This is a genomic window from Pseudomonas syringae (genome assembly GCF_002157375.1).
Lineage (GTDB): Bacteria > Pseudomonadota > Gammaproteobacteria > Pseudomonadales > Pseudomonadaceae > Aquipseudomonas > Aquipseudomonas syringae_T.
Window position 1 is genome coordinate 43,998 of sequence record NZ_MTSA01000019.1, and the last position, 25,682, is coordinate 69,679.

A 25,682-nucleotide genomic window follows, 5' to 3' on the forward strand; every position below is an offset into this window, starting at 1 on the left:
ATACGGATTCCGGGGAGGCCATTAATAATTGGCCCGCCGACACCACGATATCAGCACTCAATTCAATCCGGGTACACGGTATCGCCGTGTGTATTGAATCGAATTTCTGGTGCGCCCAACATGATGTAATCGCGCGTCTCACTTGGGTAAGCGGCCGCAGGAAGTTGAACGCCAGCCCAGTCGGGATGGGCCAAAGCGATCAGCGCTTTTAACCGGTTCTCAGTAATGAAGGCTGGAAACATGGTACTGCTCTTTGTGCCACTGTTCGCAGCCCCAACGGGATTTGTCCACTTCCAGGATATCTGGTGCCTCTTATTGCGGTTCCCCACTTTATTTATTTCCGTGATGTTCCCTGGCAACGCACCATTGCGGTAACCATGCAGCCCCGTAGGCGGCGCGGTGCCCGGTGTTCCGCCCGCCATAGGGACGCCATCAAAAAGATGATGCGCCTTGGCGGCATCAAAACCAGCGGCGAGCACACTGATTGTTCGAGTGGCATGGAAAGCCCGCTTTTGAGCTTCTGGGGTGGCTAATTGAGTCGAGACGTGCGTGCCTGTCGGCCGCTCAAGATGACGCAGTGAATTCTGGATAGAAACCCGCTGTGCGGAAAGACTGCCGCTTGCCAGCGCCCTGCCTCCCATTACATCTGCCTCACGCTCCAAACCCGCATCATCATTGACCCTGTGCCCTTTCATACGGACCGTTGGTTTGACTCGGCCTTGTGCTTGCTGGACCACATGCCAAGACTCATGCGGCAAATACCTTTCTTGCCCAGGCCCTACATGAATATCATGGCCTTGGGTATAAGCGTGCGCCTGCAACTGTGCCGGTTTACCCGAGTTATAATGCACCCTTACACGATCCATACTCACGCCCGACAGCGACTCTATCCCTGACTTTAACTGATCAGGCAGGCCGGTAGTGTTGGGTCTTTCTTGGCGCTGCACGACCGGCAACTCAGAAGACGTCATGCTGTTTTCTTGTAATTGAACTGCCCCGCCCGATCGTCCGTTCATTTCATGAGGCTGCACCCACATTCGCGCACTGTCCGCCTGTTGCTGCAATACGAGAGGGCTGTTATTCATCCTCTTGGCCAGCTTGCGCTGGGTGGCCGTTGACGGCCGGTTGTCCACAAGTACTCGCCCCTGCGTGGCAGCCTTGGCAGTTCTCGTCTGGCTGTTATCAGCGCGATGTCTTGATTGAAGGGGTGCGTCCATACGATGGCCTTCTTCGATGAGCAGCGTGATTAATATCGCTTCATGATCATAGTCCATTTATCCATTACGCAAGCAAGCCGGCTTCTTTTGCTATCGAACGCAGCACGACCGCCAAGCCTTATTCATGAAGCCCCCGTGAGGTGGGATTATTTGATGACTGCCTGTCGACCTTAACGTCAGATCACTATCACCACGGCGCACGTTCTTGATCAAAAAAGAATTTGCCCGTGATGCCTGATGAATCAAGGCAGGCTAGCCATACGATACCCGACGCTGCCTGAGCAACTGTTCGGTAACCCGAATGCCCATTGAAATCGGTGGCGGTATAGCCGGGATCAACCGCGTTGACACTGATACCAAAAGCAGCGAACTCTTTAGAAAATGCAATGGTCACCGCATTCAAAGCGGATTTTGAACTGTTGTAGCCCATCGCATCGACCCGTGAGTAAGGATGCGCTGGATCAGATGTCCAGCTCAGTGACCCCAACCCGCTACTGACCATAACCACACAGGCTTTTTGTGCCGCTTTTAAAAGAGGAAGAAAAGCTTGAGTCACCCGTATCGGACCGAACACGTTGGTCTCGTAAACACTCTGGATGTCGCTGATCTCTTGCTCACTGGGCGCGATGGGTTGAGCGCCAGATATACCCGCATTATTGATAAGAACATCCAGCTTTCCGTCTTCCTTGAAAACCAGCTCAGCCGCCGCCCTGACGCTCTCTGTGTCGCGAACATCCAGAATGACCAGGCGGGCATCTATGCCATCGGCCACCAAGCGAGATACCGAAAGCGTACCCAGGCTTTCGTCACGGCTCCCAAGCCACACTCGATAACCCAGCAGGCCCATTTCACGAGCGGTTTCGAACCCTATGCTCTTGTTCGCGCCGGTGATAAGAACATTTTTTTTACTCACTCCAGAACTCCTTCGGCTATCCATCGATGGCAGATCAGCAACACGCTCGATTGGGAGCGAATAGGCTGTACACACTCTTTGTAGCGCGCGCCTGGGTAATTGATAACCCGCTCGAATCCGAATAGCCTGATCGCTATGGCGAACAATATTGATCAATGCTCTATGGATGGCCTATCGATCTTTCTTGCGGTCTTCCGCGAAAATGGATTTCGCGCGGCTGCCAAGCGACTTGGCTTGTCGCCGTCAACCGTGAGCGAACGGATTTCGGCGCTGGAGTCAGCCTTGGGCGTTCCCCTGCTCATCCGCACCACCCGAAGCGTTGTAGCAACTGCGGCGGGGCGTGAGCTGGCAGAGCGAATGTCTCCGCTTCTCGGGGAAATGAGAGCCGTGTTCGAGGATGTCGCCAGTTCCCTTCAAGACCTAAGAGGCGTGTTGAAGTTAAACGTGACAGGCGCAGTCATGGTCGACATTCTGCCGCCACTGATTGATCGCTTTCTCGTACGTTACCCACAAGTGCGGATAGAGATAATGGTCGAAGACCGCCTTGTGGACGTTACTGCCGCAGGGTGCGATGCCGGGATACGTTATGGAGAGCACCTTGCACAAGACACCATTGCCGTGCCTATCGGGCCAAGGTCGCAGCAACTGGCTTTGGCTGCCGCGCCGTCCTATCTAGCGTTGCGCGGCACACCCTCACATCCAAGCGAATTGATGAATCACGATTGCATCCGTCTACGGTATTCCAGTGGAGCGATGGTCAACTGGGACTTTGTGAAGAACGGGGAAACCGTAAGCATTGATCCCCCAGGTAGATTAATCATAGGGGTCGATGGCGTTGCAGCGGCTATTGACCTGGCACGAAGTGGCAGAGGAATTATTGCAACCTTCGAAAACTGGCTACATCCGCATTTTCAGAGTGGTGATCTCCAGCCGGTTCTAGGCGGATGGTGGGACACGTTTGAGGGGCCGTGGCTCTATTTTTCCAGCAGATTCATGTCCGCTCCGTTGCGGGCATTCATCGATTTCATTGGGCAAGAACGTGAATAAACGGTGAGCATTTTTCGTTGTTTAGATCAGGCGACCGTCCACTGATGCGGCAGCAGTTGATTCATCTCACCGCTGCATCTGCCCAAGACGGTGCGCAATCTTCAGAGCAGAACGGCGCTTGTGCGAGTTCCACATCAGCACCTCCTTGCGCCGTTCAACTCTTGCCGGTGCGAGTCAATACAGTTTCAAACTTTTTGAGGGCGTCTTCCTCGCAGCCCGTCAACACACCGCAGTGCGTTTAGCGCACCAGATCCTGAAACCGGTAATAAGCGCCCACCAACGGCAGAAACCACGGGTTCCCAAAATGCCCGGGAATGGCCGGCCAACTAAAATCCTTCCATGGGTTCAAGTCGGCGCGGCCGTCGAGCACTTCGGCCATGATCGCGCCCATGTAGGTCGACATGTGCGTGCCGTGACCGCTGTAGCCCATCGAGTAGAACAGCCCGTCATGCTCACCGGCACGCGGCAGGCGGTCTCGAGTCATATCGACCATGCCGCCCCAACAGTAATCAATGCGTGTATTGCTCAATTCCGGAAAGACTTCGATCAGCGATTTCTGCAGAATGATCCCGCTTTTCATGTCGGAGGCAGGATTAGACGTGGCGAATCGCGCACGACCGCCGAACAGCAAACGATTGTCGGGAGTCACCCGAAAGTAATTGACGAAGTTTTTCGTATCGGTAGTCATGCGCCGACGTGGCATCAGACGGTCAAGCACCTCGACTGAAAGAGGTTCCGTGACGATGATGAACGCACCTACCGGCACGATACGTCGGCGAAACCAGGCCAATGGGCCGACCGAGGATGTGCCAGTCGCAAGCAGTACCTGCTTGGCACGCACCTCACCGCGCCGCGTCTTGACCTGGTGTGCAGTACCGGTCTGACGCGAGAGGCCAAGCACCGGGGCATTTTCATAGATACGCACACCGCGCCGCGCAGCCGCCTCTGCCAAGCCCTGGCCATAGCGGCCTACGTGCATACCGGCGCTTTTACCGAAAACCAGGCCACCAAAATAACGGTCTGAACCGATCTCGCTGCTCAACTGCTCACGCGTCAACATGTAAGTGTCGGGGTCGCACTCCTGCTCCATGAGCGCCTGCGACCGGGCCAGCTTATCAAAGTGCTCAGGCTTCGCCGCCAGTTTGAGCTTGCCGACGCGTTTGAAATCGCAGTCGATGCCCTCCTCCGCGATCAGCGATTCGACCTTACTGACCCCGGCATCAAAGGCGCGGTACAAGCTATTGGCGCGCTCACGCCCGATGGCGGTCGACAGTGCGTAGTAATCCTGAGCAAAACCGTTGTTGCACATCCCGCCATTGCGACCGGAAGCGGCATTGCCAACCAGACCGGCTTCAAATACGGCCACACTCGCGCCCTTTTTGGCCAGCGCAATGGCGGCGGACAAACCGGTAAAGCCAGCGCCGACGATTGCCACATCCACCTCGCCACTGGGCGCATCACGTTCACCGGCTGAAAATTCAGGCGCGGTATCCAGCCAGTAGGGCATCAGTTTCATAAAGGGTTATCCATTATCTCAGGGCTAATCATCGGGTCGCGCGTGGCACAATTTCACAGTCAATACGTATCAGCCGATCGACTGGTTGGACAGGGCAAACAGCCTCGCATCCGTTTCAGCACAGCTACCTTGCAGTGGCATCGCGCGCACCATGGGTATCGCATGACCGACACAAGGCAGGCCTTGCTCGGTCAACCAATCCGATAAGCCTGTGTCTTCAGTGACGTCAATACGCACGAACCGACCGCGATGGGCATCAGCCAGTGCCGTGATCAGCGCTCTGGCATCCGCTACCGCGCAGGCCCCCTTTGCGATCACCGGGCCGATGACCACCCCTCGTCCGAATTCGCGTACACAGCCGTAAGCTGACACGCCCGCGCCGTTATCAATAACCAGGGTATTGGCGTGATCGAACAAGGCACTCAGCAATGCACCTCGATCCCGGCCCGTGGCCGCCAGATCAAGTTGTCGCAGCGTTTGCTCGTCCTCGGCCTGCATGACGCGCACATGCATCGAATCCGGAACAAAGTGAGCGGCGTGCTCAAGCATCGCCTGGTGTTGGTTGACCCTACCCTGCGCAACAAAGCCAAGCCGTGTGTACAGTGCCAGGCCTTCCTGGGTGGAGTTGAGGATCAGTGTTCGCTCGCCGGCCTGCTGCATCAACTGGTCCATCAGGGCGCGCCCCAGACCTTGCCCCTGCAACGAGGGTGAAACAATGATCATGCCTACAGATGCGTGGTTCTCGCCCTGCGGCCACCACAATGCCGTGGCCACCAGATGCCCTTCTACTTCCACCGCAAGGCCAGCGCCGAGATCGAAGGCGAAGCACCAGTCCGCCTCGCGATACGGCCAGCCCAAAGCGGCTGAAAGGCCCACCGCTTGCGGTAAATGGTCTGCACGCAGCGGCACCACACGCGGAGTCGAGCCCGCAGAATGCGCTGCACCTATCGTTCCTTTTGGAATGCTCAACCGGGAGTGCCTCGGACAGTTATTTTATCGACGATGTCGCGATTGTGGTCGCTGCAGCACACTTTCATTACAACACCAGGAAATCAGCAGATGGTGTTAAAAGGACCGTGTGGCCAATAGAAAAAACTGTATTGCCTGCGAGCTTCAGCAGACCTTGTGGGTTGCGCCAAGCCGTGACCTGACACGACTGACGCGCTTTGACGGGAAACAGATACTCAGCCTGGCAGAACGAGACGAGTACAGTCAGATCATCCGCAGCGACCAGCACCGATTCGCAAGGCTGGGCGCACTGCGTCAACTGCTCGATCGCTTGAAAGTGCGAATAGTGGCGGACCTGATGGCCGAGCTGGACGTTGACGACAGGTGATCCTCTTTTGCGAGTATCAGGAAGCCGTGGCCACGTTGCGTGAGCACTGCCTCACGATGAGCATAAGGGTCGCAGGATCGGGCCTATCGCAACGGGCAGTTGCGCATGGTTGTCGTCAAAATTCCTTTAGCTGAGGACACCATCGATCAGCATGTGTGGCAGATACTCATGGACAAGCACGCTCTGGCCAACGATCTGATTGATCCTGAGGCGGAGGATTTGAGCAAGAAAGTACTTGCCGAGACTCCCTGACGAAATATGGCATAGTGCCACTCCGTGAGTTATGTTGGACCAGCGAATGTCTCCAAGCTGATCGAACTTCAGGGCAGTAAAAGGCCACGCATGCATCGATTGCCGACATCAACGAACTGCAGTTCTACTGAGCTGACAACCCAAACGGAACCAACGACGAGGGTCGGTATCTTGCGGACAGTATGACGATTACAACGAACTCGAAACTGAGGTGCTTCACATTGATTTGGCGGCAAGCCCAAACAATCCTTTAATGTGGCACTTTTGCCTATACCGCGTCGCGACCAAGGAAGGACTTACTTGAATCCTTATTTCACCTCAGAAAATGATCAAATTGAACTGCCACCTGTCCCAAGAGCGGGGTATGCCCGGATTGATGATGTAGAAATGAGCCGAAGCAGAGAGTACGCTCGAATTAGCTTCGATATGGTGGACGCAGACTGGCTGGAAAGCTGCCTCACACCTGACCAGCGCTACACTGATGAGACCCAGATCGACTTTGAGAACATGCCACTCTTCCACTTGGAAGTCGTCTTGAAGCTTTTCTCTTACCGATGGCAACGCTTATGGGGCACGGGCCATCAAGCCCGTGGCCTGGCGTCTGAAGATCCTCAATTTGATGATTGGTGGAACCGGTGCCCCCAATACTGGATAGACACCGCCTTTGAGCAATCGACGTGGTTCTTAGTAGAGCAGACAAAAAAATCGAAGGGGTATCGTGCGGATGTTTACCGCAACATGTCAGATGAGACGAAATCCATAAATGTCGATATCCGCCGATTCTCTTCAAAAAAGCTTGATCAGATCTTCACCTTGCCAGGCACAGTAGTGAATAAGCTTGATCCGGCTGAACAAGCGCTTCTGGGCAATGTCGCTTGTGATCGAGTAATCGTCTTTGACGTGGGTCAGGGTAACGCGAACGGAATGGTGAAAGACGGCAGTGATGCGCCAGAACTTTACTTTGATGTTGGAGCCGGTGTTAAGCGGAACAAGCCGACCCGCCCAGCCACGATCCATCTTCCTGCCCATAACGCTAAGGCCGTGATCCTTTCTCACTGGGATGGCGATCATTGGGCTGGCGCGAACATACCGGCCAACAGCGCATTGCTTTCAAAGACATGGATTGCACCCAACCAAATTGTAGGCCCAAGCCATGTAGCCTTTGCAAAAAGAATAGGAGCCAACAAGGGTAGACTTTTGTTGCTTGCCGGGATGCCGCAGCAGGTCCATACAACGCCTATACAAGGGGGACGAATTCTGCGGCTAACTCAGGGTACAGGCAATAACCGCAATGACGGCGGACTGGTCGCCAGCATCGAAACCACGCAACCAGCACACCAGCGCCGAAGTATCCTTCTGACCGGAGACTGCGATTATTGTCACTTTGGCCACCTCACTCCCGCGCCAGTCATAGGGCTTGTTGCGCCTCACCACGGCGCGACGTTAAACAGCGTGCATAGCGATTTACCTTCGCGCGCCAACGATCAATCATTACTTGCCTACTCTTTCGGCCCCAATAATGCTCATGGCAAGTTCCATGTCCGGCACCCGACTTCGGGAGGAGTCGCACTGCACAATGCCTGGCACCACGGAAGGTGGCGACCCAATCGCCCAGGATTCGGTAACCCAGGCCCTGATGTGGTAGCGACATCTGACCACACGCCCGGTGGTGCGAGAGGAGATGTTTATCTTGATTGGTAACTAGGTTTTTCCTGAAAAGTCGCTTTGGCTGGACTGGTGCCCTCTGGTTGCCAAGAGAGCCCTCATGACAGGCCGTTATGAAGTTTCATTTGAGCGTTGGGCGATCATTGAAACATTGTTACCCGCGAGCGCCTATAGCTTTCCTACAGCCTTCGGCGAGTCCTTAGACCGAGGACAGAAAGCGCTCACGACAGGCGCTCAGTCTGTCCGCGATGACATGGGTGGTCAGCAACAGGAGCGAAAGAAGGTACGACGTGCCTACACCCTGCCTCAAAACTCGACGTTGATGGGGTCGGTGGCCATGTCCGCGTTGATCGGCCGGGTTCCTGTTGATGGGACGGTTAATGACCCCTACCCGTTCAAGGTGCTGATCGGTCCGGACAACCTGACTGCCAATGGCATCGACCTTCCTGACGTAGCCGGTGCGGTGGCCAGCGGTACAGCGTCCGGCGACTGGACCCTCTCCTGCGTGCGGGGGCAGATCAAAAGTCTGACCTTCGTGTTTACCGACGGCACTGTCCGCACGTTGCCGGCACCGGTTCAGGGTGGCAATCAACAGAACAACAACCAGAACAACTCTGGAGACCAACAACCCATCCAGGGTGGTCTTGGCTGGATCAGTGATCCATATGGCATTCCCTGTATTGCGGGCGAGCGACGCAGCAATGCGCAGCAGTACATCGGTTCACAAGCCCTCATCACCGCAGCAGGAGCTGGAGCAGCATCGTTGATCAAGACCGAGGGAAGCACCTCCTCATACGTCTCGAACGCTTCTGGGACGCTTGGTAGCACCGGTTTGTCTGGTAACGAAGCGATGGGGAAGATCCTGACCCAAGGTGTCACGGATGTTTCGAGCTGGGTTAACAAACTCTACGGACAAGCGTTCGCGGCCATTTATGTACTGCCTGGTGCGCAAGTCTCACTGCACATCGATCAAGAGCTGGAAATTGACTACGAACTCAAAGGCCGCAAGGTCAAGTACGCCTCAGGAGCGAACCATGCCAATGCCAACCTGGATTGATCACTTGGGGTCAGCGCGCAGCGCGCTGTTGTATTGCGTTCTCACCGCGGGCTTGCTGGCTGGATGCTCGACAAACAAAGAGCAAATGCTGCCGCATGGTCAAAACACCATGATGGACGTCTGGAACCAAGGCACGACCGGTTCGGCGGGGAGCGCTAGTGGCCGGCAGTTGCTCGATGCGCGCTCGGAGTTGCGCCGTCCAATCGATGTACGCGCTACCCAGCCATTGCAGGACAGCGCGGCCTACACCCGTAGCATCTGACGACGAGGTGGCTCCGCTCAACAGCTACTTGCGTTGGCTTCCCGGGAACTTCGACGTCAATCAAAAGCGAGCCATGGACTGGTACGTGCAGATGATGCTCGCCCAGCATATTGCAAACCTGTGCCCGGTGTGGGGTCGTTCCAGTGGTACTGGGCATCCTGGCATTACGCTATTCAACCGTGGTGGGGCTCCACTGACATTTGATCCATTCAACAAGCTGGATCGTCAGATGAATGCCCACATGTTTCTGTTCGGCCCCACAGGGGCAGGTAAGTCCGCCACGTTGAATAACCTGCTCAACCAGCTCATTGCGGTTTACGCTCCCCGCCTGTTCATCGTCGAGGCGGGTAACAGTTTCGGCCTACTCGGGGATTTCGCGAAAAAGCTTGGGTTGACAGTCAACAGGATCAAGCTGGCCCCGAACTCGGGCGTTAGCCTGGCTCCGTTCGCCGACGCTATTCGCCTGGTAAACACCCCGAGCCAGGTCAAGACCTTGGACGCTGATGACCTAGAAAGCTCTGACGAGCACATGAATGCCAAGTCCGATCAAGACAATGATGAACGGGATGTTCTCGGCGAGATGGAAATCGTTGCTCGTTTGATGATCACCGGCGGTGAGGAAAAAGAGGAAGCTCGGCTGACCCGGGCGGACCGCAGCGTAATCCGACACTGCATCCTTGCAGCGGCCAGAATTTGCTCAGACGCTGACCGCACCGTCCTGACTGAAGATGTCCGCAATGCATTGCGCGCGGCCGGGGAAGACACCTCTATCCCAGAGGGCAGACGTAACCGCATGCTTGAAATGGCCGAAGCAATGGACATGTTCTGCATGGGTGCCGACGGAGCGATGTTCAACCGTACTGGTACGCCTTGGCCTGAAGCAGATCTGACAATTGTCGACCTGGCCACCTACGCACGTGAGGGTTACAACGCCCAGCTCTCGATCGCTTACATCTCGCTGATCAACACCGTTAACAACATTGCGGAACGTGATCAGTATAAGGGCCGACCGCTGGTGAACGTGACAGACGAAGGCCACATCATCACCAAGAACCCCCTGCTCTCTCCATACATCATCAAGATCACCAAAATGTGGCGAAAGCTTGGGGCCTGGTTCTGGCTGGCTACGCAGAATATTGACGACTTGCCCCCAGCCGCTGCACCGATGCTGAACATGATCGAGTGGTGGATCTGTCTGAACATGCCGCCAGACGAAGTGGAAAAGATCTCTCGTTTCCGCGAGCTCACGCCTGCCCAGAAGAGCTTGATGCTGTCAGCCCGCAAAGAGAGCGGTAAATACACCGAAGGCGTGGTGCTTTCAAAATCAATGGAAGTCCTGTTTCGCGCCGTTCCGCCGAGCCTGTACCTGGCGTTGGCCATGACCGAGCCGGAGGAGAAAAAGCAACGTTACGACCTGATGCAATCCATGGGTGTCGACGAGTTGGGAGCTGCTCTGGAAGTAGCTGCAGATCTCGACCGCAAACGAGGTATTGAACCCCTGAAAATTACATTCCCAACACCCCATGCATTGGAGAACCTGGCATGAGAGCCATGGATGCCTTGACTCAAAATCTGATCGACAGCCTGACTCAAATACTTAAAGACCCGCAGGAAGATTCCCTGCTGGCATTAAAGATCTGCGCGCCGGTACTGATCGAGCACTTACAAGTCGTGAAACATGTGGCGGTTGATCGTCGAGAGATCCAATCCCAACTGCACAAAGCGCTGGACCAGTGGCTTGAGCATCACCCACAGCCTGAAAGCGCCCAGAAAGCTCTTCTGACGCTGCTGGATCAGGAGCTGCTGGCCAAACAGCTCCTCGACAAAGAGGCCTCCGCATGAAGCGACCGACGCGAGCGCCCCGCCAGGTCCTCTACTGCATCGGAGCGGTAGCCTTGGCAATCTCGGCTTTTCTGCTGACAGAAATGAGACAGAACACGCTTGGCGTCACAGGTGGCCCCGTGGCGCCGGCAGCCGATCAGAAGAGACATAGTGGCGGATGGGTTTACGGGAGCCGTGGCGCCCGTTTCACCATCGTCGAATATGCAGATCTGGAATGCCCCTACTGCAAGGATTACTTCCCACACCTCAAAGCCTGGGTTGATCAGCATCCAGATGTGAATCTTCAGTGGCGCCATCTGCCCCTGCCGATGCATGAGCCTGCAGCCAGCTATGAAGCTCGGTGGGCCGAGTGCGCGGGGATCGAGAGAGGCAATGACGCCTTTTGGCTTGCAGTCGAGCTCATTTATCAGCGTACCCGGTCAAACGGTGCTGGAGCTGCTGGCAATCCCCAGATCCCGGGGCTTGAAGATCGACAGCACTTCATTGATAACTGCGCTGTGAGCAACCCGTCAGTGCAACAGGCAGTCATTAGCCAGGCTCACCAGGCAAGCCAGGACGGCATCACTGCCACACCTACGCTAGTCATCAAGGACAAACAATCTGGCCGCTCGATCAAGCTGCAGGGAGCACCTGACGGTGACGTGCTTCTTTCTGCGATGGACTGGCTGATCAGCACGAGGGAAAAATGAATGAATCCAGCCTTTTCGCCAATTCCTCACCGAGGTTGCCAAGGGTGGCATGTACGGCCCTGAACCATAGGAAATTCACGACTGCTCTGTACTCACGGGGCCTAGGCCAAATGCGGGGGAAGCTCGCCACCCACGCATTTTAGGCAGTCTTTTGTGAGATATCAGAGCCCGTTAACGGCGTTTTGGAGCTTCCTTTGAGATTCACTTTGGTCGCCGGTTGAAAACAAAGTGTACGACAGCCAAGGGGTGCGTTTGCCCTCGCCTTTGTCCGTCACCAGTTCAAATTGGGCTGCGCACACAAAGTCGCCGTTTTTATCCTCGCCACCCGACCCTGCGACCAGCCTAAGAATCCTCTCTTCACGCTTAGCCGCTGCGAGATCCGCATGACCCCTTATCATCTGAAAACACTTATCTCGGGGGGTAATCTCTGTCGCAGTTTCGGGCATGCTTGGAGGTGTATCTGCTTGAGCTGTACCGATAACAACAAGGGCTGCCACTGCAAAAAAACTTTTCATCTTACGTCCTAATTTTAAACGGTAGTCAACACCCAGGGGATCCATTGCGTACCCTGCCAGCTGCATCAGGATCGAACGATAGAACAGGGAGCGCAGGCTTTCTAACGCTCCGTTGCTACCCGTCGACACGTCCTGAGAAGCCTGACTCAGCGTTAAACTCGTAACCGATTGCCTGGAATAACTCGGCGGCTTTATTAGCGCTTACCGACTCTCGCTGTTCATCGTCTAGATCCGTGTAGAAATTTGCGCACCCGCCCTGAACATGAATGCTGTGGTAGGCGTATGCCTTGTCTCCCTTTCCTATCCACTGCATTACCTTGCCTGCAATGTTCTCTGCGGGAATGCTTTCAATGCCGTAAGGATTGCCGCGCTTCATGTAGTCCTCGAAGTCCATACGGATCGGCAGCCTCAGCCCTTCTAGGCGATGTTCCAGATCAAGAATCACGTAGAAACTGACAAACTCAACGCGCACCCCTCGCAGATCGGTTTCAAGAATTTTGTTTAAAATGATATTACGGCCATCTTCCGTGTTGTAGAGGCTGGTGCCCATCGCAGGATAGCCCTCACGGTTAGTCTGAATAACTACAATTTCGGCCCGAGCAATGCCGTGACTGGGGTCTATCCTGATACCGTACCGGGCTACACACGGCTGTCGATCGTTACCAGGAAAGAATATCTCTTTGATCATTTGTTTCATTCCTACCTATGGCATGCGCGAAAAACGCGCTTTTAATGACGACCCGCCTCTAGCCCAGAGGCATGAGACGCAGTGCAGAAAGGCCTAAGCTCTAGCCACTTACCGCAGACCATCCAACTTTAAACGGCCTGCGTCGGATTCTACCTGATGCGCATCGTGAGCTCCTGCTGCCGCTGCCCCACTCGATGACGGGTCTTGGGCATTTTCCGCGACTCGAGTAGTGATTGCCGAGGCGTAGCCCAAGGCGCGTTAGCTACATCTCCTACAGATTCACGTTTTCAGCGGCGATCCACGACCGAACTCTCCACACCGCACAATGCCGCGAAGTAACCGCTGCAAAATAGGCAATCCTGCCTATCAAGCCTGAGCCACTTCACGACGCCATTCAAAGACTTCAACAGCCAGGCCTGCGACCATTAAAGCCAATGACAATGCGAGAGCAACAAGCCCAGCCTTGCTGAACGCCAGGTCCGAATCGCTCTGGCCAGCTTCAAACAGGCATATAGCGACGACAACTGCCAACAACTGTGCAACTACGAGTTTCATACGACGTTCCTTGTGTCTTTTCTATGCAAATGTGGTGTTTTTCTACTGACCCAGCCCCGCACGAAGCGAGGCTTGGGGTTACACGATTTCATATTCCGCGTCAGGGTCAACCGCGACCCACGCTTTTGCACCGTTGTAGTCGTCGCCGCCCTCATCCAAGCAACGCCCACATTTTTGTGGTTGCCAAGGTAGTGCAGACACGCGAGTTCGAACGCGTCACCCTCTGCCGCGCCTAGCCCGTCATTCAAAGCATGCCGGTATTCGGAAAGCATGACCTCGGCCTTCGCCTGGGTATCACTCAAAGGGCTTTTGCCTTTGCCGCTGGATCGCGACTCCGCACCAATGACGAACGTACCTACAGGTGTTGTTTTCATCGTCGATTTTCCTTCAACTTTCGGCACGTCGCGTCAAGGCGCGTTGCATGTACTCAATGGCCTTTTCCAGATTCGCAACCGCATAATCAGGACACGGTGTTGAGCTTGGCTTTTCGGGATCGTTGAGCCATGAGCGAACGGTTCGCACCGAGCAGGGCCGTGCTGTAACCGCTGCAATAAGTTCAGCGCTTTTGGCCTGGGTAATGCTGTAGGTATCCAGCAGCTGCCGATAGCGTGTGCGATTGTCCACGCATCCCTCGCTTAATTTGTAATAGGCAACATTGCCTAATCAAGATAATAGGCAACATTGCCTATTATGTCTACTGGCGTATCCCGAGTTTTTAAGGCTAGGGATAGATAATGCAGCTGACGGCTTCCTCCACCTATAAGGTGCAGTGTTAACACCGAGCGCAAATGTACCGCACGTCACATATTTGGCCTCGCTAGCTATTTCGCCATTGGCTGTTCCCAAAGGATTTGATACCTATATTGAGGGGTCAACGATGGATAAAACCTACGATATGAGCCTTTTCAGCCAACGCGGTTGGGCCGTTTCTCCTATGTGACGGCTTAGCCGCACAACTCGCTTCCTGCTTCCAGAGCAGGCGTAATTTGATCTTGGAGTACACGACATGACTGCACCTTTTAATTTCTATGCCCCCTACCAAATGCCAGACGGCACTTGGATCTTTGGAGCAGCAGCAGCCAACAGGCGTGTGGCAGATGCAGGTGGTCACAACGCCCTGGCCATCAATCTTGTGCAGATTGGCTTTCAACAGGCGGTAGCTCTCCACAAGGCCAAACGCTAATTAAGACGGAAAAGAAGAGGTCCCCACACTTAGCCCAAGTGCGGGGTCCTTTTTTGATTCAGGTGCTACAGCTCGTCGGTAAACTCGGGGGTTGTGGTGCATGCAGTATTTCTACTTGTCTACGCTGAGCGCAAGTCGGTTGCTGCGCAGCGCGAATTTGTGATCGTAATCAGCACCCGTGCAGGTGCTCTCCAGTCGTACAACCTCGGCCTGAGTCACACCCCGATTGCCGGCGTCATGGATTGCGCGGGTCGACACTTCGGATTGCATTTTCCAAGCGCTCCGCTGCGATGATCGGTGAATCACCTGTGCTTGCCGTAACCGTCCGGGCAACACACCTTCCTGACACCGTCGCTTGAGGCGATGGTGTCCACCCAAATATAGGTGGACACCATTTTTAGCCTTTTTAAGCGGACGCCCATGCCACAAGAACGCCGTTCCTATTCCAAGTCCTTCAAGGCCCAGGTCATTGCTGAGTGCGCCCAACCTGACACTTCAATTGCCAATGTCGCCTTGACCCACAACCTCAATGCAAACCTCGTCCATAAATGGATTCGGGTGCATGCACAGAAAAACCTGACACTTCAAACCGCCTTCATCCCGGTCAAGACATCGCCGCCGGTGCCGATGCATCAGGCCCTTCCTGCCACGATCCGAATCGAAGTGCCGCATTCAAAAGGCGTAGTCGCGGTGAGTTGGCCGGCAGAAAATGCAGCGGCGTGTTCTGCTTTCCTGCGAGACCTGCTGCGATGATCCGCATCGACTCCATCTGGCTTGCCACCGAGCCCATGGACATGCGCGCAGGCACTGAAACTGCGCTGGCGCGGGTCGTGGCGGTGTTCGGTGCGGCGAAGCCGCACTGTGCTTATCTGTTTGCCAACCGTCGTGCCAATCGCATGAAAGTGCTGGTGCATGATGGCTTGGGGATTTGGCTTGCTGCCCGGCGCTTGAATCAAGGACGTTTTTTTTGGCCGGGCGTGCGGCACGGCTCTGAAGTCGAGTTGGATGCATAGCAACTTCAAGCCTTGGTGCTCGGCTTGCCTTGGCAACGCGTCGGTTCCGGAGCAGCCATCACGGTGCTCTAATTCGCCTGCCATGGCCTGCTTGCCAGCGCAATTGGCCCATCAGTCTATCGCCGCCACTAGCCCTCTCTGGCAAAATCGGCGGCATGACTTCGCATCCGAATCTCGATCAATTAAACCCTGAAGAACTGCGTGCCTTGGCGGCGCAGTTGATCCAGCGCGTCGAGACGATGGACAAGCAAATCACTCATCACAAATCGGTCAACGAGAAGCTGGCCCACGAGATCGCGCTGCTCAAACGCTTCAAGTTTGCCAAGCGCAGCGAGCAGTTGAGCCCGGATCAAGCCAGCCTGCTCGACGACTTGATCGATACGGATATCGCCGCTATCGAAGCCGAGTTTGAGGCGCTGCAACCGGCACCTGTCGAAGCCAAAGTGCGCCAGCAACCCAAGCGCGCACCGCTGCCACCGCAGTTTCCTCGCACACTGATCCATCACGAACCGGACAACAGCCACTGCCAGTGCGGCTGCGCACTCAAGCGCATCGGCGAAGACGCCAGCGAAAAGCTCGACTACACGCCCGGCGTGTTCACAGTCGAACGCCACATCCGTGGAAAGTGGGCCTGCGAACAGTGCGAAACACTGATCCAGGCGCCGGTACCGGCGCACGTCATCGACAAAGGCGTCCCGACCGCAGGCCTGCTGGCCCACATCATGGTGGCCAAGTTTGCCGACCATCTGCCGCTGTATCGCCAAGAGAAAATCTTCGGCCGCGCCGGGCTGCCCATCGCCCGTTCGACCTTGGCGCAGTGGGTGGGCAACTGCGGCGTGCAATTACAGCCGCTGGTTGATGCGCTGCGCGAAGCCGTGCTGACGCACGACGTCGTTCACGCCGACGAGACGCCGGTACAAATGCTGACGCCTGGTGCGAAAAAAACTCATCGCGCTTACGTCTGGGCCTATGCCACCAGTCAGTTCTCCAACCTGGCGGCGGTCGTTTACGACTTCAGCCCGAGCCGCGCTGGCGAACATTCCCGAGCCTTCTTGGGCAGTTGGAACGGCAAGCTGGTCTGCGATGACTTTGCCGGCTACAAGGCAGGCTTTGAACTGGGCGTTACGGAGATCGGCTGCATGGCCCATGCCCGCCGGAAGTTCTTCGACTTGCACGTGACCAACAAGAGCCAGGTCGCCGAAAAAGCGCTGAACTACATCGCGGCCTTGTACGAAGCTGAACGAGAAGTCCGAGAGCTGGAGCCGGGTGATCGGCAGCGAATACGGCAGGAAAAAGCAGCGCCAATCGCCGACGCACTTCATACCTGGATGATCGCCCAAAGACAGCTTGTGCCTGAGGGTTCGGCCATCGCCAAGGCGCTGGATTACAGTCTCAAACGCTGGATAGCGCTGACGCGCTATCTCGATGACGGTGCCGTGCCCATCGATAATAACTGGTGCGAGAATCAAATCCGGCCGTGGGCTCTTGGGCGTTCGAACTGGCTGTTCGCGGGATCGTTACGCAGCGGTAAACGTGCAGCGGCGATCATGAGTTTGATCCAATCGGCGCGACTCAACGGCCATGATCCGTATGCTTATTTGAAGGACGTCCTCACGCGCCTGCCGACGCAGCGGGCAAGTGAGATTGCGGAGCTACTACCGCATAGGTGGCGACCGGTTTAGTTGCGCAAGACGGGATGCCCGGACGCACCTCCAACTGGTGCCATTACCGGTCTACTTAGCCTTTATGCTGGTTATCCATGCATTCCTCCCTACAGCTTCGCCCGGTTCAGCCGATAGTTTTCGTACCAAGAGAAGCGCGGCAATTCGATCCTGTAACAAAGGAGAGTAAGCGGCTTTTGAGGAAGATCTCTTGGAATGCTTTCATTACCTCATAACCATAAATGAGAGATGGGCACTTTTTAACGCCTAAGAAAGCACTCACAGACCTTGAGTGATCGAGAACCCGATGAATTTATTAGCGCCTGCCCTGTTCGTTACCAACCGTGTTCGATTCCCCATGAAATTCGCAATTTTGGGATTTATTGTCCTGATTCCTCTGCTCCTGCTAGGCACCCGGGTGATGCTTTCACTGAACACGAGCATCACGGGCATCAAGCATGAACAGGTGGGTCAACAATACTTGTTGGACGTCACCCCTATCCTGCGTCTAACCATGATTCAGAGGGCGCTGACACACGGCATGCTCAGCGGTGACACCAACGCAGTAGCCAATGCAGCACGCAATGCTGAAAAGCTTAACGATGCCTATGCGACTCTTGCTGCGCAGGACGCAAAATTTAGCACCCAACTGGCAACGACAGACCGAGTTCAGACGTTGCGTACCGCTAGTGTGCAGCTGGTTGAACGCGCCAAAGCAGGCGAAGCACCTTTGGTGATCTTTTCCGCGTGGAACGACCAGTTAACCGACCTAATGAATTTCGTTTACTACATTACGGCCACTTCCGGCATGATTTTGGACGAAGAAGCAGGTTCGTTGTACCTCATCGATCTAAGCTCTATACGTCTGCCTCGGCAAATAAATCTGGTCGGACAGATTCGCGGTCTGGCCAGCGGTTTTAGCGCTGACCGTCCTCTGGACGACACCACTCGTATTTTTGCCCAGACTTTGTTGAAACAGGAGCTGCTAATGCGTCAAGAGTTGCAGCAGAGCCTTTCCCTGCTTCGCCGAGAAGAGCCGAAATTATATGGTGTAGTTCAGCCGTCTGTAACAACAGCCATTACCGACCTGGAAAATCTGCGTAAAGACCTGGTGGACTACCTTGATCCGAGCAAGCGCTCAAACGTGAATGCCAACACCTTGGGCGAGCGTGGAAACGCCGTCGTTGCTCAGTTTTACAAAGCTCAGGATCAGATGCAGGAATCGCTGCGAATTCGAATTGATGAGCGTCTGAATACACTGAGTAATGAGCGTACTTTCGGCACTGAGCTATTTATCGCCATTGCGATACTGCTGCTCTATGCGTTCGTCGGCATCTACAAGGCTCTGCGGATTGGGGTTGATGAGCTCCTAGCTGTGACGGCACGTATTGCTCAAGGCGATCTGAGCGCGCGCGTCCGAATCAACAGCCACGATGAAATCGGTGATGTAGGCGAGGGACTTAACCGCATGGTAACGGCCTTCTCTGGCTCACTGAGCCAGGTGGAGCGTAGCTCGCATTCAGTCTCAGATGCGGCAAAGCGACTAGAGATCTCCATAGGCCAAGCCAAAGCCTCAATGAACTCACAACAGGCTGAAACCGAGCAGGTTGCTACTGCCATCAACGAAATGACCGCGAGCGTTGCCGACGTGGCCCAGAATACCGAGGGCGCAGCACGTGCCGCTGAATCTGCAAGCAGTGCGTCTAACGACGGCTTGAAAGTTATGATTGAAACAAGTGCCGCTATTGAGGCGTTGGCCAACGAAGTGGAGCTCAGTGCAAGCAAAGTCGAAGCGTTAGCGACACACAGCAAAGAAATCGGTGGTGTCATCGAGGTCATCAGTACCATCGCGGATCAGACTAACCTGCTGGCCCTGAACGCGGCCATCGAGGCGGCGCGAGCTGGCGAGCAAGGCCGTGGTTTCGCGGTCGTGGCTGACGAAGTGCGGACTCTGGCCTCGCGCACACAAAACTCCACAGAAGAAATTCGACGGATCATCCAACAGTTGCAAGGCGCTACTGATGCCGCTGTTCAACAGATGAAAGCTGGGCAAACCCGAGCTAGGGAATGCATTCAGGCAGCGAGCCAAGCGTCTGGCAGCCTGAACCAGATCAATGAAGCAGTAGACGGAATTGTGGGCATGAACACTCAGATTGCAAGTGCGGCGGTGCAGCAACATTCGGTCTCAGAGGATATCAATCGCAACGTCATCGGCATTCGAAACAGCAGCTTAATCGTCATGAAAGGCGTAGAGGACAACGCCGTAACGGCTGACGAGCTTTCATTGCTCGCTAATGAACTTCGCAGCGTAGTCGGCAAGTTTAAGTTATCCAGCAACGCTTGAAAGGAATCTCAAGCGTTTCAATTGTTGATAGCACGAGAAAGTGCTTTGATCGGGTCTGACTGGGGTGATGATGCCCGGCAGTCCCTGATCGACATTGAGGGCTGAGCTTCATCGTTGCGCAATCTCGTAAAACAATAGAGCCAGCTACGCTAGATGAGTTGCCCGGACGGTTACTGCTTGCCATTGGATTTTCCTAGGCTTCGCGGACGCGAAATAGGCGGCCTTTCACTGACTCAGCTCCGATTGGCGGGGCTTATGGTGTGGCAGCGATTTCCTACAACTTTTGGGGTGATGAGATTGGCATCCATTGGTGCCTAAAAGTCTTCAACCTGCCCAACTGTCACTTGGCCGTTGCACATGGTTGAGATAACTGTAGCCATAAACTCATTAGGTTTTGAAACAAGTGATGATCGAGCTACGTTGATCATTTTAGGGAACTGGGCGGCTTTGCCAGACGATCTGAAGTATTCCGAAGCTGCATCAACGCCATGAACGAAATGCTTTTTTGCATCCTCATAGAGCGCGAAGCGCTCTGATGCAGCCACGCACATCGCTTCTCTTGTCATTTGGTCCTGCGGACTCAAGTCGTGAGCACCATCCCCACCGCAGGCTGATAGCAAGATTGAAGCAACAACAGATAGTGACTGGCGTGCGTAGGTGGTCATATTTTTCCTATGATTTCGTTTCAGTAGCCAAGCGCAACGTCCAATGTCCACCAAGTTCCATTTGGGCCTCAAGCAGGTCATAGGTTTTAACCATCTCCAATAGGCCTGAATGACCATACTCAGCAGGAGAAAACCCCGGATCGGTGCGTTTCAGGTAGCTTCCAAGGCCACTCAGGGTGACCTTCCCTTCTGCAGTGCTACCAGTCAGAAGCGACACAGCCTCTACTACAAACCTCGGACGTCGTTTTACTACCGGGACTTGATGATCCGTTTGTGTAGCCCCAGTTTTCGTTTGCTGCTCTATCGGGGTAAACGAATCGGTGTTCAAGCCTTCGCTACGCCATTCAAAGAATTGATCACTTGCATTTCTGAGCGCGTCAGGTGTCTTACTTTCGCCTACGATGCATACGGCTGCGCCGCGCTCGCGAAGCTTTCGGCAGAGATAAGCGAAGTCGGAGTCGCTTGTCACCAAGCAGAACAAGTCAGCTCGCTGATCAAAAAGAGCTTCTTGCGCGTCCAAGGCCAAAGCTATATCAGAGGTATTTTTGCCAGAGGCGTACTGATACTGGAGACAGGGGGTGAAAGCCAGCCTCACCAGAGCATCCTGCCATTTATTAGCTAACGTCCCGTGATTTCCGTATCCACGTCTCAATACGATTCGCCCGAACTGGGCTACGACCAGCAACGCATGCTCAAGCACGGCTGGAGATACGTTGTCACAATCAACTAATACAGCAACTCGGGCGTCACCAAGATTTTGAAGAGACATCTGATCCTCCATGATGAATTGTTGCAGTCAACGAACGTGCAGAGTTCGTTCTGTTACCGCCATAGCCCCGTTTGACTGGGCTGGTAGTGAAACGACTTTTCCTCAACTTTCGCACGTCGCGCCACGGCGCGTTTCACCTACTTCTGTAATGCTGCCTGACGGCCTCTCCAGGACTGTTTTTCAGCCTCGATCTCCGCGAGTAGGATGACCCACTGATCAGCGCTAATCAGCATTTGATCTTGCGCGCATCGGATGTACCCAGCTGCATACGCGGTTTGCTGCGCAAGGATCTGTTCGTTTGATGAGTCAGAAATGCGCGCAATCTCTATGCGAGCGTCGCTCAGGGCATTTGCTTGGGAAGATGAGTCCATGAGATTTTTTCCTCGTTATGGGTGACAGCTGATCAGCCTTGGTCGCCAATGCCAAACTCAGTCAGTCGCCGAGCCCGGCGCGTCTGTGCATCATCGCGATAGCACTGCACTGCCGGCGCAGCAACTATCTTGGCCTCATACAGCGCATCTATATAGCCATTTGCATACGCCGTGGCATAACGCACATCCATTGGATGTTTGGCGGTGTCAATCAAGTCCAGCGCGTGGGCAATCTTGCTGTCTGGGGTGTCAGTAGCCATGTCATCATTCCTTCGATGGCGCGGACTCCGATGCGGGGTCCTCTAAGGGCTCAGCCCAACATGGGCTGGGCTTGTGATGTAGCTGGGCGGCAGATCCGCAGCGCTTTCCTATCTATCAGAAATCGGACGCCGGCCCGCCATTTCTGCTGAAATCTGACGTCCCTTGAATCAACGCAGCGGTGAACAGTGAGCGATCTACCAGAAGCGCGACTCCCTCTTTGCTTTTAGGATCGAATTTACACACTCTCCAGAAACCGTACTTGTCACCAAAATCGATGAATACCGGCGTTGTTGTGTGCCAACGGTGAAACAATTTGCTCCTGCCGTACCATCGAAAAAATGCAAATCCATCGGCATCAGGTCGGCTTCGCATATTGGAAAAATTTACGGAGTCAAACTCACTTTTTGACCCATCGATTACCCACACCATTCGCTGGTAGAAACTCTCACGAGCGTTTACTTCTGCTGGGTCGATAGTGGAACGTTGAAACTCGACAACCACTCCATGCTCCGTGCGGACGTCGGCGATGTGTTTTTCGCCCGTAAGTGCTTCGTATTGGACGACTTCCTGCCAGTCCTCCGGGAACCGATCCTTCCACTGTCGATGCCATTCTGTTTCGGCCTCCCACCAGCGATCACAGGTGCTCAAGGACAGATGAGACCAGTGCCAAATGACATGCTTTCCACATTTGGCAACAACCTCCCCATCGCAGGCGCGGCATACCCCTCGCATTTTGGGCTGTGCCTCAGACTTCACTCCGTTGACGTTCGCATATCGCATTTAGGAATTCCTATAAGACTTCAGCGACTACAAACTGAGTAGCGGTTTCGAACAGCCCCACAACAATCTCTCGATCCTCGCGGGCGAGCTTATAGGCGTCGGCAAAGTGCTCGAACCGCTGCGCAAGCCCCGGACTCTTTGTCCAGCTTCGGGATGTAGCGAGCGGGCTATCCTTAAAGTCCGCTAGAAATTCATCGCTCGCTGGAATGTGGACGACATACCCGAGAAAAGGAGCATCCTGGGGAAGTCTCAATTCCTCACGAACGTCATTCAAATCGCGCCGGACTAGGCCAAGCGACTCGGCGGTTTTACGCTTTGCTTCAGCGGATTGGGCCGAGCGCTCTGCTTGAGTACCACGTTGCCTTGCTTCTCCCATTTGGGGCTCCTCCTTCCCTTAAGACTGCGCTTGGGCTCGGGCCTGTTGCTCCAGCTCCATGCAACGCAGACCTGGGCCAATCCGGCACTGCCGACGCTCACGAAAAAGCCCCATGATCCAATGAAAAAAGCTACCGTCATGGTAGCTTCTGTCAGCTAAAACCTATTTCTTTGAGGACTTGCTAGGCTTCAAATCGGGATTATTTCCTTGTGTATCTTTATTGTCACGACGACGCTTATCTACTTCGCCGGTTGATTTAGCAATTGGCTTTGGGCCTGGTTTAATAGCCATAAGACTTCTCCTTAAAATTAAAATCGCTTACCCCTATAGCCCACAATATTGCAGGCTAAAGGAAGGTTCGACCCCGGAAAAATGGATCCAATCAATACTACTGATGCCACTATGCCAGCGCAATCGCAAAAGCATGTCGGATTGTTGCTTGATCCACAGTCAAATAGGGTTTGCTGTGATCAAGGTAAGCATGACCGAGGATGGTCTGTACCGTCTCCACGTCGCCAGTCGCAGCCAGCACCTTTGCCGCCAACGAGCGCCGTCCGCTGTGCGATGAACCTTGCTTTATGCCCGCCTGCCGATAAAGCCTGCTGATTGTCTGTTGGAGCGAATCACAGGCCCGGTACACCTCTGGCCCACTGTCCAGCTGGCGGTGCTTGAACGCCAATTCAAATGCTTGGCCCTTGTGTGTAGTGACCAGTTTTGAACCTGGGCGCAGGCCTCGGTATTCTTCAATGCCGGAAAGGCCCCAGCGGCGGCGCAAGCGGACTGAGATCCAGCCTTCCAGGGCGGCAAGGCATCGTGGATGAGTCAGGTACACATTGCGCGGTCGACAGCCCTTGGTGATTTCTGCGCGTAGGTACACTTCGGGCTTGATAGCCCCGCTGGGATACAGCACATCAGCGACCTCCAGCAAGGCCAATTCGGTGACGCGAACCCCAGTGGTATGTGTGAGCCACAAGAGCATCACGTCGCGCTCTGGTAAACGGCCAGTCACAGATGCTACGCGGATTAAGTGTTTGAATTGTCCAGGGCGAAGGGATGTTGCTCGGCGGATGGATGCAGTCATGGGGCTCTCTGTCAGGATTGGTGACGAATCGCGAGCGATCCTGAGAGAGTTAGCAAGGGGCCTCCTGAATAGCTTACAGGCCCGCGTGCCAGGTGTTCACGGAAAATGCTACGGCACCTCCAGCTGGGTGGTGAGCGCATGATCCAGGCAGACGCCACCAAACCCCAACCGTCCCGATAACGGTTTCCTACTGACGACAGTTCATGAATCGCGTTTTCTGTACCTGACACCACCTGCAGGTACTGCCTAATGCCACCCTCCAGACCCTATCGCTTCAATTGCAAGAACCCCATGACCTTCCTGATCTTGATCGCGGCCACACAGGTCCCCCTCGCGAACGCGGAGACGTGGATCATTACTGACCGGAACCACCCAGTTCAGGCACCTGCACATGTCCGGGTGATCCTCCTGGACGAATCAGAACGGCTTGAGGCCAAGCTATCTGAAGGACTGCCGGCGAATCAGCAACAAGCCGTTGCGATCATGCAGCAACGCCTCAAGAGCAACGACGCTCAGCGCTTGCAACGAGACTTGTCCTCAGCTCAACAAAACCTCGTAGACGCCTGGAGTATCGGGGTGACCAAGGTCCCAGCAGTGGTGGTCGACCGTACATTTGTCGTTTATGGCGAACCCGACGCTATAGCGGCGGAATACCGCATTGCCCAATGGCGCGCCGCCGCTAAATACCAAAATGCATCTGGCCGAGGGGAGGCACCGCGATGAACCTGCGAAAGCCCCCAGCATGGACAGCCCTTGCCCTGTCGATCTCAACTTGGCCAGCAGCAGCGGGCACGGTGACATCTGCCACCCTGGTCGCCTCAACCCTGTCGCCTGACTGCCTGGAATACAAAGTGGTCGGTATCTGCTACTGGCTGCTTTGCACCCCGTTTGGATGCAAGGTGAAGACGTCGACCAAGGTTCGCCACTTCGTTCCAGACGCGGTGGTCTCAAGCTATTCGAATACCGGTGAAAACCCTTGGGTAGAAGTATCTTCGTTGAGCTCATCAACTTCATTCGCTCAGGATGGCGGCGACGGGACCACCAATCACAATAACGAAGATAGCCTGGCCAAATTCAAAAACGCTGACGTCATAGGCCACCCCGGGGGTGCGACATTCAGTAATTTTGCCAGCGCTTCGGGCTATGCGTGTCAGGGCGCGGCCACGCCCTACATGCCCTACCTGTTGAGCACGTTGGATACCCACACCCACAGGAATGCCAGTGCATTTAAGAATGTTCGCCCGGATGCGTCGACCGAACGCTGTGAGATCGCCAGGGACCCCGGTGAGGTCTGCAAACGCCTCATCGATGCTGTAGACCTCGGAGGCTGGCACCATCGACTCGATGATCGACATGACACGCTCGCTCATGTCGCCATAGAGCGCGTAGTTGCTGCTGAACACCTTTATGCCGTGGCGGCGCAACACCTCTTTGATCTGAAAATAGGGGGCCCCCATTTTCACAAACGGCTTGGCATCGTAACTTCGAGCGATGACACAACCGTCGTTATTGCTGAGTACCACGATGGGCGTCTTCTCCAGATCTGGACGAAAAACACGCTCGCAGCTGGCATAGAAGCAGTTGATCGGGGGCTTGCAATCAGTTAGGAGAGAAAACATTCTGA

At 54.8% G+C, this 25,682-nt stretch carries 27 protein-coding genes and 7 pseudogenes; 16 read left to right on the top strand and 18 right to left on the bottom strand.

Going from position 1 to position 25,682, the window contains the following annotated elements; translation table 11 throughout:
• Positions 1-62: 62 nt before the first annotated feature.
• Together BW686_RS21660 and BW686_RS21665 are read right to left on the bottom strand one after the other, a co-directional pair.
• Positions 63-1,274, bottom strand: a complete 1,212-nt coding sequence (locus BW686_RS21660; RefSeq protein WP_218775758.1) for an eCIS core domain-containing protein — start codon at positions 1,272-1,274, stop codon at positions 63-65.
• A gap of 130 nt (positions 1,275-1,404) precedes the next feature.
• Positions 1,405-2,130 (bottom strand): SDR family oxidoreductase, encoded by a 726-nt coding sequence (locus BW686_RS21665; protein WP_084919531.1) that lies wholly within the window; start codon positions 2,128-2,130, stop codon positions 1,405-1,407.
• A gap of 135 nt (positions 2,131-2,265) precedes the next feature.
• Here BW686_RS21665 and BW686_RS21670 point away from each other — a divergent pair, with 135 nt between their 5' ends.
• Positions 2,266-3,177, top strand: a complete 912-nt coding sequence (locus tag BW686_RS21670; RefSeq protein WP_179149349.1) for a LysR family transcriptional regulator — start codon at positions 2,266-2,268, stop codon at positions 3,175-3,177.
• A gap of 238 nt (positions 3,178-3,415) precedes the next feature.
• On the opposite strand, the gene BW686_RS21675 is transcribed toward BW686_RS21670, so the two are convergent.
• A complete protein-coding gene (locus BW686_RS21675; RefSeq protein ID WP_084919533.1) occupies positions 3,416-4,693 on the bottom strand; it encodes an NAD(P)/FAD-dependent oxidoreductase in 1,278 nt (425 codons plus the stop codon).
• A 69-nt stretch (positions 4,694-4,762) separates the two neighbouring features.
• Positions 4,763-5,662: a GNAT family N-acetyltransferase gene (locus tag BW686_RS21680; RefSeq protein ID WP_256899104.1), complete on the bottom strand. Its 900-nt coding sequence runs from the start codon at positions 5,660-5,662 to the stop codon at positions 4,763-4,765.
• Positions 5,663-5,849: 187 nt separating this feature from the next.
• On the opposite strand from BW686_RS21680, the pseudogene BW686_RS21685 reads away from it, so the two are divergent.
• From BW686_RS21685 to BW686_RS21715, 7 genes and pseudogenes are all read left to right on the top strand, one after another.
• Positions 5,850-6,281: pseudogene (locus BW686_RS21685) on the top strand (hypothetical protein); the annotation flags it as partial.
• 300 nt (positions 6,282-6,581) lie between these two features.
• Positions 6,582-7,982: a hypothetical protein gene (locus BW686_RS26615; protein ID WP_143514211.1), complete on the top strand. Its 1,401-nt coding sequence runs from the start codon at positions 6,582-6,584 to the stop codon at positions 7,980-7,982.
• A gap of 124 nt (positions 7,983-8,106) precedes the next feature.
• Positions 8,107-9,003, top strand: a pseudogene (locus BW686_RS21695) (TIGR03752 family integrating conjugative element protein); the annotation flags it as partial.
• A pseudogene (locus tag BW686_RS21700) lies at positions 8,981-9,259 on the top strand (TIGR03751 family conjugal transfer lipoprotein); the annotation flags it as partial. The pseudogenes BW686_RS21695 and BW686_RS21700, both read left to right, overlap by 23 nt.
• A pseudogene (locus BW686_RS21705) lies at positions 9,252-10,811 on the top strand (conjugative transfer ATPase); the annotation flags it as partial. The pseudogenes BW686_RS21700 and BW686_RS21705, both read left to right, overlap by 8 nt.
• Positions 10,808-11,107, top strand: a complete 300-nt coding sequence (locus BW686_RS21710; RefSeq protein ID WP_084919535.1) for a hypothetical protein — start codon at positions 10,808-10,810, stop codon at positions 11,105-11,107. The pseudogene BW686_RS21705 and the gene BW686_RS21710, both read left to right, overlap by 4 nt.
• Complete coding sequence (locus BW686_RS21715) at positions 11,104-11,796, top strand: DsbA family protein (protein WP_084919536.1); 693 nt, start codon at positions 11,104-11,106, stop codon at positions 11,794-11,796. The genes BW686_RS21710 and BW686_RS21715 overlap by 4 nt, the downstream gene beginning before the upstream one ends.
• Positions 11,797-11,957: 161 nt before the next feature.
• Here BW686_RS21715 and BW686_RS21720 read toward each other — a convergent pair whose 3' ends face one another.
• From BW686_RS21720 to BW686_RS27245, 4 genes are all read right to left on the bottom strand, one after another.
• Positions 11,958-12,440 carry a hypothetical protein gene (locus BW686_RS21720; RefSeq protein ID WP_084919537.1) on the bottom strand — a complete coding sequence of 161 codons (483 nt, stop codon included), beginning with the start codon at positions 12,438-12,440 and terminating at the stop codon, positions 11,958-11,960.
• A complete protein-coding gene (locus BW686_RS21725) occupies positions 12,427-12,999 on the bottom strand; it encodes a hypothetical protein (protein WP_084919538.1) in 573 nt (190 codons plus the stop codon). Before BW686_RS21725 ends, BW686_RS21720 begins: the two co-directional genes overlap by 14 nt.
• 366 nt (positions 13,000-13,365) lie before the next feature.
• Positions 13,366-13,554 (bottom strand): hypothetical protein, encoded by a 189-nt coding sequence (locus BW686_RS21730; RefSeq protein ID WP_084919539.1) that lies wholly within the window; start codon positions 13,552-13,554, stop codon positions 13,366-13,368.
• Entirely contained in the window at positions 13,551-13,928 is a 378-nt protein-coding gene (locus tag BW686_RS27245; RefSeq protein WP_256899106.1) for a hypothetical protein, read from the bottom strand. The genes BW686_RS21730 and BW686_RS27245 overlap by 4 nt, the downstream gene beginning before the upstream one ends.
• Positions 13,929-14,560: 632 nt before the next feature.
• Between BW686_RS27245 and BW686_RS26935 the strand changes: the two genes are divergently transcribed.
• The gene (locus BW686_RS26935; protein WP_158102014.1) at positions 14,561-14,737 is read left to right on the top strand and encodes a hypothetical protein; all 177 of its coding nucleotides are present in this window, start codon (positions 14,561-14,563) and stop codon (positions 14,735-14,737) included.
• Between the two features lie 111 nt (positions 14,738-14,848).
• On the opposite strand, the gene BW686_RS26940 is transcribed toward BW686_RS26935, so the two are convergent.
• Positions 14,849-15,007, bottom strand: coding sequence for a hypothetical protein (locus tag BW686_RS26940; protein WP_158102013.1), 159 nt, complete (start codon positions 15,005-15,007; stop codon positions 14,849-14,851).
• Between the two features lie 150 nt (positions 15,008-15,157).
• On the opposite strand from BW686_RS26940, the gene tnpA reads away from it, so the two are divergent.
• From tnpA to BW686_RS27600, 5 genes and pseudogenes are all read left to right on the top strand, one after another.
• The gene (gene tnpA, locus BW686_RS26620; protein WP_084919541.1) at positions 15,158-15,490 is read left to right on the top strand and encodes an IS66-like element accessory protein TnpA; all 333 of its coding nucleotides are present in this window, start codon (positions 15,158-15,160) and stop codon (positions 15,488-15,490) included.
• Positions 15,487-15,750 (top strand): IS66 family insertion sequence element accessory protein TnpB, encoded by a 264-nt coding sequence (tnpB, locus tag BW686_RS26625; RefSeq protein WP_140409384.1) that lies wholly within the window; start codon positions 15,487-15,489, stop codon positions 15,748-15,750. Before tnpA ends, tnpB begins: the two co-directional genes overlap by 4 nt.
• A 155-nt stretch (positions 15,751-15,905) precedes the next feature.
• Positions 15,906-17,432 carry an IS66-like element ISPsy43 family transposase gene (locus tag BW686_RS21755; RefSeq protein ID WP_084919542.1) on the top strand — a complete coding sequence of 509 codons (1,527 nt, stop codon included), beginning with the start codon at positions 15,906-15,908 and terminating at the stop codon, positions 17,430-17,432.
• Between the two features lie 1,192 nt (positions 17,433-18,624).
• A pseudogene (locus BW686_RS27595) lies at positions 18,625-18,879 on the top strand (HAMP domain-containing protein); the annotation flags it as partial.
• A gap of 159 nt (positions 18,880-19,038) precedes the next feature.
• Complete coding sequence (locus tag BW686_RS27600) at positions 19,039-19,755, top strand: methyl-accepting chemotaxis protein (protein ID WP_373271051.1); 717 nt, start codon at positions 19,039-19,041, stop codon at positions 19,753-19,755.
• A 314-nt stretch (positions 19,756-20,069) separates the two neighbouring features.
• Here the strand turns inward: BW686_RS27600 and BW686_RS21765 are convergent, their stop codons facing one another.
• From BW686_RS21765 to BW686_RS21795, 8 genes are all read right to left on the bottom strand, one after another.
• Positions 20,070-20,420, bottom strand: a complete 351-nt coding sequence (locus BW686_RS21765) for a hypothetical protein (RefSeq protein ID WP_140409383.1) — start codon at positions 20,418-20,420, stop codon at positions 20,070-20,072.
• 7 nt (positions 20,421-20,427) lie between these two features.
• Entirely contained in the window at positions 20,428-21,189 is a 762-nt protein-coding gene (locus tag BW686_RS21770; RefSeq protein ID WP_084919545.1) for an NYN domain-containing protein, read from the bottom strand.
• A gap of 137 nt (positions 21,190-21,326) precedes the next feature.
• Positions 21,327-21,560, bottom strand: coding sequence for a hypothetical protein (locus BW686_RS21775; protein ID WP_084919546.1), 234 nt, complete (start codon positions 21,558-21,560; stop codon positions 21,327-21,329).
• 32 nt (positions 21,561-21,592) lie between these two features.
• A complete protein-coding gene (locus tag BW686_RS21780) occupies positions 21,593-21,820 on the bottom strand; it encodes a hypothetical protein (protein WP_084919547.1) in 228 nt (75 codons plus the stop codon).
• 115 nt (positions 21,821-21,935) lie between these two features.
• Entirely contained in the window at positions 21,936-22,601 is a 666-nt protein-coding gene (locus tag BW686_RS21785) for a competence protein CoiA (protein ID WP_024659459.1), read from the bottom strand.
• A 10-nt stretch (positions 22,602-22,611) separates the two neighbouring features.
• Complete coding sequence (locus BW686_RS21790) at positions 22,612-22,977, bottom strand: hypothetical protein (RefSeq protein ID WP_024659460.1); 366 nt, start codon at positions 22,975-22,977, stop codon at positions 22,612-22,614.
• Between the two features lie 162 nt (positions 22,978-23,139).
• A complete protein-coding gene (locus BW686_RS27250) occupies positions 23,140-23,268 on the bottom strand; it encodes a hypothetical protein (RefSeq protein ID WP_255300967.1) in 129 nt (42 codons plus the stop codon).
• 109 nt (positions 23,269-23,377) lie between these two features.
• Positions 23,378-24,058 (bottom strand): site-specific integrase, encoded by a 681-nt coding sequence (locus tag BW686_RS21795; protein ID WP_032624596.1) that lies wholly within the window; start codon positions 24,056-24,058, stop codon positions 23,378-23,380.
• 249 nt (positions 24,059-24,307) lie between these two features.
• Between BW686_RS21795 and BW686_RS21800 the strand changes: the two genes are divergently transcribed.
• Both BW686_RS21800 and BW686_RS21805 read left to right on the top strand, forming a co-directional pair.
• Positions 24,308-24,781 carry a TIGR03757 family integrating conjugative element protein gene (locus BW686_RS21800; RefSeq protein WP_074845283.1) on the top strand — a complete coding sequence of 158 codons (474 nt, stop codon included), beginning with the start codon at positions 24,308-24,310 and terminating at the stop codon, positions 24,779-24,781.
• Positions 24,778-25,260 (top strand): annotated as a pseudogene (locus BW686_RS21805) (TIGR03756 family integrating conjugative element protein); the annotation flags it as partial. The gene BW686_RS21800 and the pseudogene BW686_RS21805, both read left to right, overlap by 4 nt.
• On the opposite strand, the pseudogene BW686_RS21810 reads toward BW686_RS21805, so the two are convergent.
• Positions 25,251-25,677, bottom strand: a pseudogene (locus BW686_RS21810) (Y-family DNA polymerase); the annotation flags it as partial. The pseudogenes BW686_RS21805 and BW686_RS21810 sit on opposite strands and share 10 nt — an antisense overlap.
• Between the last annotated feature and the right edge of the window lie 5 nt (positions 25,678-25,682).